The organism is uncultured Lamprocystis sp. (genome assembly GCF_903933125.1).
GTDB lineage: Bacteria > Pseudomonadota > Gammaproteobacteria > Chromatiales > Chromatiaceae > Thiodictyon.
Window position 1 is genome coordinate 1 of sequence record NZ_CAIZIZ010000063.1, and the last position, 8,319, is coordinate 8,319.

7 protein-coding genes and 1 pseudogene are annotated in these 8,319 nt (G+C 62.1%); 3 read left to right on the top strand and 5 right to left on the bottom strand.

The features are described 5' to 3' along the window. From QZY03_RS02820 to QZY03_RS02830, 3 genes and pseudogenes are all read left to right on the top strand, one after another. A pseudogene (locus QZY03_RS02820) lies at nucleotides 1-598 on the top strand (hypothetical protein); the annotation flags it as partial. Nucleotides 599-603: 5 nt separating this feature from the next. Beyond that, the gene (locus QZY03_RS02825; RefSeq protein ID WP_295578100.1) at nucleotides 604-2,214 is read left to right on the top strand and encodes a DUF2357 domain-containing protein; all 1,611 of its coding nucleotides are present in this window, start codon (nucleotides 604-606) and stop codon (nucleotides 2,212-2,214) included. Between the two features lie 5 nt (nucleotides 2,215-2,219). Then, nucleotides 2,220-4,844: a hypothetical protein gene (locus QZY03_RS02830; protein WP_295578102.1), complete on the top strand. Its 2,625-nt coding sequence runs from the start codon at nucleotides 2,220-2,222 to the stop codon at nucleotides 4,842-4,844. Nucleotides 4,845-5,033: 189 nt separating this feature from the next. Here the strand turns inward: QZY03_RS02830 and QZY03_RS02835 are convergent, their stop codons facing one another. The 5 genes from QZY03_RS02835 to QZY03_RS02855 form a co-directional block, all read right to left on the bottom strand. Beyond that, entirely contained in the window at nucleotides 5,034-5,669 is a 636-nt protein-coding gene (locus tag QZY03_RS02835) for a hypothetical protein (protein ID WP_295578104.1), read from the bottom strand. Between the two features lies 1 nt (nucleotide 5,670). Next, the gene (locus QZY03_RS02840; RefSeq protein ID WP_295578105.1) at nucleotides 5,671-6,879 is read right to left on the bottom strand and encodes an AAA family ATPase; all 1,209 of its coding nucleotides are present in this window, start codon (nucleotides 6,877-6,879) and stop codon (nucleotides 5,671-5,673) included. A 114-nt stretch (nucleotides 6,880-6,993) separates the two neighbouring features. After that, entirely contained in the window at nucleotides 6,994-7,227 is a 234-nt protein-coding gene (locus QZY03_RS02845) for a hypothetical protein (RefSeq protein ID WP_295578107.1), read from the bottom strand. 3 nt (nucleotides 7,228-7,230) lie between these two features. Beyond that, on the bottom strand, nucleotides 7,231-7,521 hold the full coding sequence (locus QZY03_RS02850) for a type II toxin-antitoxin system HigB family toxin (RefSeq protein WP_295578109.1): 291 nt from the start codon (nucleotides 7,519-7,521) through the stop codon (nucleotides 7,231-7,233). Between the two features lie 231 nt (nucleotides 7,522-7,752). Next, complete coding sequence (locus tag QZY03_RS02855) at nucleotides 7,753-8,064, bottom strand: UPF0175 family protein (RefSeq protein WP_295578111.1); 312 nt, start codon at nucleotides 8,062-8,064, stop codon at nucleotides 7,753-7,755. Nucleotides 8,065-8,319: the final 255 nt, after the last annotated feature.

Here is an 8,319-nt window from a genome sequence, read left to right on the forward strand (position 1 = left end):
ACTCGACATCGGCGGGCGGGAAAAGCCATTCAACCTATTCGTGGATCGCAACGTGCTGTTCGTCGGCACGATGAACGAGGACGAATCCACGCAGACTCTTTCGGATAAGGTGATCGACCGGGCCAATGTGCTGCGTTTCGGCCGTCCGCTGGAGCTGGCGGAAAGGCAGCCCAACCAGTCCGCCCGTATTGGCGGAGCCTATCTCTCCCGCCAGACTTGGGACGATTGGACGCGCACTGTCGATGCGCTCGATACCCATGACCGCGAGCGCCTATGCGGTTGGATCAGCGATCTCAACAAGGTTATGCAAGCGTTGGAGCGCCCCTTTGGGCACCGCATCAATCAGGCGATCCTGCTCTATTGCGCGAACTACCCCGACCAAGGGCCGCATCGCCTGTCCCACGCCTTTTCGGATCAATTGGAGCAACGTATCCTGCCGAAACTGCGCGGCGTCGAGACGACCGAGTTCAGAGATCCCCTCGGTCAGTTGCAGACCCTGATCGAAAAAAAGGTCGGCGATGACGTACTGGCCAAGGCGATAGAAGAAGGGCGGAAAAAGCCGCTGTTCAGTTTGCAGGGCTTGAACCGGCCGGACTAATCGCGATGCCCACGCCGATTATCGCACTGCGCTACCCGTGGAGCCTATACGCAGGCGCCCGGATGCTGCCGCGCGACGATGCCTTGGCGCTCGCGGCATCGGATACCCTGGCACTGGTGCTGCCGACGGATTGCCTGCTGCAAGCGGTGCGGCATCCGCACCAACCCTGCGCCAGCGGCGAGCCGTTTCGCTGGGAGCGGCAGCGATGGCAGCGCTGGCTGTTGCCGGCCGCAGCCATGCGCGGCGACGAGAACCTGGAACTACGGCTATTTGCGCCGGATGGCTCATCGGACATGCGCTATCTACGGCTTGTAGACAACCTGGGCTGCTATAACAAGAAGCATCCCCTGGATGCGACTAACCGACGCGCACTGGACCGGGAGATGCTAATTGGAATGATCGTGGAACTGATTGTCGGCCTGCTCGACGTCGATCCAGCCGAGCAGGCGGCCCAAGGGCGCATGCGCGGCTGGGTGCGCGCCGACTGGCGGCAAGTCGCGGTGGCCCTGGCCGCGGAGCGGGATGTCGCGGAGCCGCGGATGGCCCTGATCGTTCGTCATGCCCGCGATCTGCGCCGGCTGGTGGAGGAGCTTGGCCAGCATCCGCGGCGGGTGTTGACCCGCAACCGCCGCCTGCAGGCCGTCCACCGCATCCAAGAGATGGACTCCGCCTGTCTCGCCTGGTACGTCCGCCAGCCGGGGCGCACGCCGATCGAAAAGGCCGGCTCCCGCCAAGCACTGCTCGCAGTCGTGCGTGAGGAGACTGTCGACACGCCGGAAAACCGCGTCCTTAAAGACTTCATCCACCGCAGCGTGCAGGCGACCGAGATCTACCTGACCGCCAACCGCAACCTGTCCGACTCCACCCGCTACGGCGAGGTCAGCCGCTACGGACGCGGCTGCGCGGCCTTGCTGCATCTACCGGCGTTCGCCACGGTGCACGGTCTCGCGGGGCCAGCCAAACCCAATTTCGTATTGACCTCCGATCAGCGCTATCGACGCATCTGGGACGCCTATCAAGCCCTGCTGCGCCGACAGGACGATGTAGATGAGGCCTGGACCTGGCAGGGTCGGCTGTGGGCCGATCTGGTTACCATGGCGGTGCTCACCGCGCTGCTTGATGCCGCAGAGGAGACCCTGGCCCTAGCGCCGCTGTATTTGCACCGGGAGCAGGACCGTGGGCGCTGGCTTGCCGTGCACAGCTGCGCCGGGGTATTCGCGACGCCGGACCGTGTGCTGATGGTCTATGCGGCGGACACGGCGCCCGCGGACCTCATATCACGCTATGCGCCGCTCGCGCCGACGCTGATCGTCACCCGCGCACGCATTGGTGGCGGCCGGGCACGCGATATCCTGGTCTGGTCCGTGACCGACACGGGCGTCGAACCCTTCACCCTGGATCGACTGGTGCTGGACGCGGCTCAAGCGCTCGTCAGTTGGCACCGGAACCCTGCCCATCACGCCGTGCAAGCCCTCTTGCTTATGGCCCCGGCCTGCGAAGACAGTCCCTTGATCACCGCCCAACACGGTGACGTGGTCGGGCTCGCGTTGCCGGTCGCCGGATCCGACTTCGGCGCCGGTCTCGCGCGCATCGCGGCTGTTCTGACGGGGGAATAGCGGACATGGGCACAGGCGGCAACGACTGCATCGGCCTGGCGCCGGACGGCGTTACGGACGCGGTGGCCATCTGCCAGGGCGCGCCAGAACCCTCGCCGCACGACCTGCGCCCCCCTCGGCCAGCCTGCGTGATCGTGCCGGACAGATCCGGCGAGCAACCGCTAGCCGGCGACGCCGCCTTTGCGAGTCTGGACGGCCGCGGCTGGGATCCGGCCCATGCCCGCCCGCGCCATCCGGTGTTACCGCTGCTGCTGACCTTGGAAAGCGGCCAGGGGGCAGCCGTAAGCGATGTCGGCAACTGGCTTGCAGCACATGTGCTTGCGCTGACCAATGCCCCTTCCGCCCGGCACATCATCGCGGTACCCGACTGCCTCGGGGAATTGGGCCAGCAACGGCTCCTAGACGCCCTGCGCCGCGCCAACATCCCAGCGGAGTTGCTTTGGCGCCCCATCGCGACAGTGCTGGGCTGGGCCTATCGGCTCCCGGCCGCAGAAATCGACGCCTTACATGGAAAGTCCGTGCTGGTAGTGCATCTCGGCTGTTGGGCACCGGAGGTTAGCCGGATTGACCTTGAGGTAGAGAACGTCAAAGAGAACGGCGGTCGCTGGCTGGTGCCGATCCGCAACGGCCGCGGGTCCGGGCTGCCTGCCGGGCAGGACTGGCCCATTGAGCAGGCCGCGCGATATCTGCTGGCGACGGACCTGGCCCGCATTGGCCTGTCGCCGGACGCCGATCCGGCTCTGGTCTGGGTGAGCCGCCGACCCTGGGCCGCGCTATGCGGCGGGTCCCTACCACCTGAGATCATCCGCGACCACGCAGGCTGCTGGCATCGACTGCATGGCGTGCTGGCCCCATCGGGTGAGGTCGCGGCGATGCTGCGCGGTCCCATCCAGGCGATGTTACGCGAGCAGGTCATACGGGGTCAGCCTGTTCATCGCGTCCTGATCGACGGTCCGCTGACGGGTTTGAACGTCGGCCCGATAACCCTTGGCAATCAACTAGTAGAGCAGTTGCGGGTGTGGATGAGCGCGGTATCGACCATGGTCGAAGTCCTGCCGCTTTGGCCATCCGCTATCGCCTGCGGTGCCGCGCACTATGGCTGGCGGCGAAGGCACGGCATTCCGAGCTATTACGACACGGTGCCAGATCTCTTGATCAACGCCTGCGTCAACGGTCGGCCCAAGTTTGTCAGCCTGATGGAAGGCCAGCACCGCGTTCCCGGCGGCACCACCATGCCGCCCAAGGAGGACGACCGTTTCTTTCTTGCCGCCGGTGCCGACCGGGTGGAGTACTACTTGGCGCGCGGCAACGAACCCACGGTGCGCAAGACCGAGACCACGATTCCGGAACCCCCGAAGGAAGCGACCAAACTGGTCCTGGTCGTCAGGCAGACACCAGGCCAGGGCTTTGCAGAGGTAGAGGTCAGAGCGGCCGAGCGCGGTAGGCTGGGCGTTCGCCCCGTGTTCCTCGACTGGCGGTTGATGGACGATACCGCGCTGACCCGCGACGAGGTGCTCAAGAATCTGTCTGGCCAATGCACGGTTGCCTATCCAGACCCAGAGCCCGTCGAATGCCACGCGGCCGTTTGGCGCGGCTACAATGTGCCGTCCCTGATCAGCGACTTTCTGAACGCAATGGGTAATGCGGGCTTCGGAATGGGAGCGCAACAGAAGCTTTCTTTTGCCGCGGCTCCAGATATGGTTACGCTGAACAAACTGCATAACGCCCTGAACAAAAAACCGACGTCGAGTCAGTTGATGAGCGCGCCAGGCCTTCTCAACTTGGCAGCGCTCCACAATCTGCGGAACCCTCTGCCTGATGACGACAGGCGATTTGGTATCGTCAGTTCGGAGGGCACGATCCCTGAAGAACAGGATCTCGTCCAGTTACACGAAAAGCCGCCGTCAGGGTTCAAGAGTTATCGCGCCCTGTTCAACGCCTTTATTGATGTAATAGAAAATGCGCTCGTTAAAACATCCGCAGGCTTTGCGCAAGAAAAGCTGCGCAGGAAATTGCTGGGTATGGGCTCCTGGTGCTACTCCAGCGTAGGCCCAACAATCCTCAACGAAATTCGATCAGTACTCGATGATAGCGTATTTTCTTCAAGGGCCTGGCAGCAGGAAGTCTTTCGCTCAGCCGGCCGCTGCTTGCATGAAAGGAGAGACTTCAAGACGCTTTTCAATAGAGTCTGTGGTGATTGGCAGCCCGGACAACCCGTCCTAATTTACAGGATCACCGCGGTGGCACAGGTGCTTGCCTACCGCCCAGATGCGCCGAGCTGCCTGACCTCTGAAACAGCCTGCGGGCTTGCGCAAATTGCGATTGAAACGATGGATGCGCAACACGAGAAACCTGCCAGAAAGTTCCTGTCAGCCGCGGCCATGTTGATGATGTTACTGCGATATCGGGCCATCGATCCCGGGTTTCTTAACCCGTCCAACGAACATCACCGGCCGCTGGTCGATCGGATTGATCGAATTCTCGATCAGGATTTGGCTGCCAACCTAAAGAATCGGGATAAGTTGGAGCCTCTGTTCAAGGCCATGCGCGACTTCATTGCGGCCCGCGGCAGCCCGCTACCCATCTACGACATGCTGAGCAGCCTCGCCGACTCAGATGATGGGATTTGATGCAGCAGACAAGGTGGCGCCAGCAAACGTAGCAAGCTTCCTCTGGAATGACCGGATTACGCGATCGATACGGCTCAAAAGTCAAAAGAATCCCGCACCTGACCAGCCTGTCGTCCGCCCGACAGAATGAAGTAAGAAAATGTGACCCTAGTCGGTCGTAACTTGGAGAGGCGAGGCATCGAGCTTAGTTTAGATCAATACGAGCTGCCGTACCCGCCCTGCAAAGCGATCAAACGATCGGCTGCCGGCGGCACGCTGATCAACGAGACCTAATTCCCGTACCTTCGCGGCGATCTTCGGCGAGTCGCTTTCTGCATAATCCCGTGGGCGCTGACTCTTGACCTTGGGACGGAGCGCCTGTCGGAAGGCTTCTTTGGCGTTCTCGATCCGCCCAACCTCCGGGCTTGGCGGCTCGGGGCGGCGCCACTTTGAGTTGACCGCCAGTGCCGCGTCAGGCCAGAGGAACCACCAAGCCTCGATTTCCCAGGCTGCTGCGGCAGCGACGACCTGTTTGATGCCTTCGCGGAGCAATCCCTGTTCGAGTAGGGATGCGATCTGCTCGTGTGCCGGTTCGATAGCGTCACAGTCGCGATGGGCGATGACGACACAACGCTTGCCCCGGCGCTGCTCTGCCCTGACGACGGCGGCAAGCTCGGCGACGTTCTTTCTGTCCCGTGCTTTGTCTTTTCCCTTGACCAATACCAGTGGCGTGCGGCGGGTTTCGATTCGGACCGGTTCGGGCCGCAGGGCCAGGATGAGTTCTTTCACTGCTCTGGTGTCGTTCGTATCCTCGCCGAACACCAGTAATACCACTGGTTCCGCCATTTCAGATGACCCCGCCCAGCGCCCCCGAGAACCAGAGTTCGCCTAGGCGCAGTTCGTCCTCGCGATACATCTTGCGTACGTCCGCCGGCGCGATTGCCGGGATTCGGGATGCGCCGGTTTCCGTGTCGCGCTCGCAGACGATCAGCTCGTCCGGCCGCAGCCGGTTGACCAGCGCCGGGGAGTGGGTCGCCGCGAGGATCTGGGTGCGGGTGCTGGCGTCACGCAGGCGCTCGACGATGCGGTCCAGGGCATAGGGGTGGAGGCCATGATCGACCTCCTCGACGCAGGTCAGCTTGGGCGGGTCGGGATCGTGCAGCATGGCCAGCAGTGCCAAGGCCCGAATGGTGCCGAAGGACGCCGAGGCGAGCGGCGTGGTGCCGCGTAGAGCCTTTTCCTCAATCTCGATGGAAACGCCGGGACTGCTCCCGCCGAGCGGCACCAGGCGCAATTGCATAAACCCCGGCGTGATATAGCGCAGATCATCGACCAGCGCCTCGAACACCTCCGGACTGGCTTCGGCCAGCCATGCCACATAGGCGGCAAGATTCGAGGCATCGGCGGCCAGGTGGACAGGCTCCCCCGCGACCAGTCGATACGGCTGGCGCGCCTTGGCGACATCCGGCTCGAAGACACGAAACGACTCCAGCAAAGTCGCCAACTCGTCGATCTGCTCGGCGCCGTATTGTTTTCCCAATCGGCGTAGTGTCGAGAGTCCTGAGGATGCGGCAGCCAGACTCAAGCGGGTCGGCGGCTGCTCGCTTGGATCGCTCGTGATATCCACATGGGAACCCTTGATCCTGATCCGGCGACCCTGGCCGCCGGTGCGTTTGAAGGTGAAGGTCTCGTTGCGTCCAAGCAACCTGACGGGGCCATTCGGCCTTTTGAGGGCCTGTTCCCAGAAGGAGAGTGCGTATTCGTCTGGTGCATTGCAACTCGCATAGCGGGTGATTTGCGCACCGATCGCCAACCGGATGCTGCGCGGACGCCTGCCAAGTTCACCGCGAAAGAACAGGGCATTGAATCCACCAAAGTGGTTCACGGCCGGAACCAGGTCCGTACGGGCGGTTTCGCCGAGAAATTCGATGGTGCGCAGCAGATTCGTCTTGCCCGCCCCGTTCGGGCCGACGAGCACATTGAGCGGACCGAGATCGACACGAACCTTGCCGAGGCTCAAAAAGTGCTGCGCTTCGATGTAGGTGAGATTGCCCACTGGTATCAGAGGATGAGGGTTTGCACTGGATGCAAACGGCGCGACCAAACCGGACGTAAGGCGGGTTTAAAACCCGCCCCTACACGCGTCTGTCTGGACATCAGGTAAGAACGCTTACGTGCATTCGTCGAGTTCAGGAACATGATCATCCTCATACCCCTCGATCAAGACCCCCACGATCTCCATCAGCGAGGCCAGGGGATGGGACTCGTCCTCGCCCACCTCGTCGACCAGGCGATCCAGGAAGGCCACCAGGTGTTCGTAATCTTCCTCGGTATGAGGGACGCACAGCAGCGGCGACAGCAGCGGCCAGGACCCCAATGCCGCGGTGATTTCGCTGGTTTGCATCGCTTACTCCTCCCGCCACTTGCCGTCGTCGTACTCCGCGTGGGTCAGTACCGCACGGACATAGATCTTGGCGCAGTTGTAGTGGATGGCGGCAATCAGCCGCACCTTGTTGCCGCCGACATTGAAAACGGTCAACTTGCCAACTTGGTCGGCCGCAGGAAAGACCTTGCGCAGGTCGGCGAAGGATGAGAAATCGCGCCGCTTGGCGAGGCTGTACCAGTGCGCTAAGGCGGACCGGCTGTCCGGATATTGGTCCGCGAACAGGTTCAGGCGTTTACGGCTAATAATGTGCATGATAGCGATAGAGCCGCTCCAAACACTAGATAAAAAACTTTGCGATCTCATCAGTGGGAACCCCTACGCTGTCCCGCACCGAAAGGCAAATAGATTCGAGCCCCGCGCAGCCCCTCGACGATCTCGGCAACCGACGCAATGATCCCGCGCTGCTCCGCGAAGCGGAGCACGTCAGTAGTAAACGCGCACTGAAACCCCAGATCAGCGGCCTCGTTCCTCGCCTTCTTGTCGTCAATCAGCAGCGGATCGGCGCGCCGTTCCAAGGCCAGCGCGAGAACCCTTGTCCATCAGCTCAACCAAGCGACGATAGCTCTCGTCCAGGTCTTGAGGGCTGGCATTGATCGGGCTGAGCCCTTTGCTGCTAAGCAACTCAAAGACCTCGGGATAGCTAATACCCAGCAACTCCGCCGCCTTACCCAGGCTGATTGCGCCGCGTTGGCGCTGCTCGATGACGAAATCCTCGAACAGCGCCCGGCGGATCGCCTCGGGAGTATCGAAATTGGCCGCGAGGTCATCGGGAATGTCGACGGCAATGGTCAGCATGGATCGGCTCCGGGCAGAGGGCGTTGATCGTCATTCCGGCCGTCGGTGATCGAGGCGCGCAGCGCCTGAGACAGACGTGACACCGCTGGAGAGATTGTGAAAGTATTCGCTCCGAACCCGAAAACATCGCAATGCCGTAGGTTGGGGTGAGGAACGAACCCCAACATTTCAGCGCCTTACGTTTGGCTGCTCGTTGGGCTTCGTTCCTCAGCCCAACCTACAAGGAATACTTGCCCAATCTCTGGAGCGTGGGAA

What these genes read in the sequence shown, in the direction of transcription:
- QZY03_RS02845 (WP_295578107.1), bottom strand. Translation starts at nt 7,227, where the DNA reads ATGCAAACCAGCGAAATCACCGCGGCATTGGGGTCCTGGCCGCTGCTG.
- QZY03_RS02830 (WP_295578102.1), top strand. Translation starts at nt 2,220, where the DNA reads ATGGGCACAGGCGGCAACGACTGCATCGGCCTGGCGCCGGACGGCGTT.
- QZY03_RS02855 (WP_295578111.1), bottom strand. Translation starts at nt 8,064, where the DNA reads ATGCTGACCATTGCCGTCGACATTCCCGATGACCTCGCGGCCAATTTC.
- QZY03_RS02835 (WP_295578104.1), bottom strand. Translation starts at nt 5,669, where the DNA reads ATGGCGGAACCAGTGGTATTACTGGTGTTCGGCGAGGATACGAACGAC.
- QZY03_RS02825 (WP_295578100.1), top strand. Translation starts at nt 604, where the DNA reads ATGCCCACGCCGATTATCGCACTGCGCTACCCGTGGAGCCTATACGCA.
- QZY03_RS02850 (WP_295578109.1), bottom strand. Translation starts at nt 7,521, where the DNA reads ATGCACATTATTAGCCGTAAACGCCTGAACCTGTTCGCGGACCAATAT.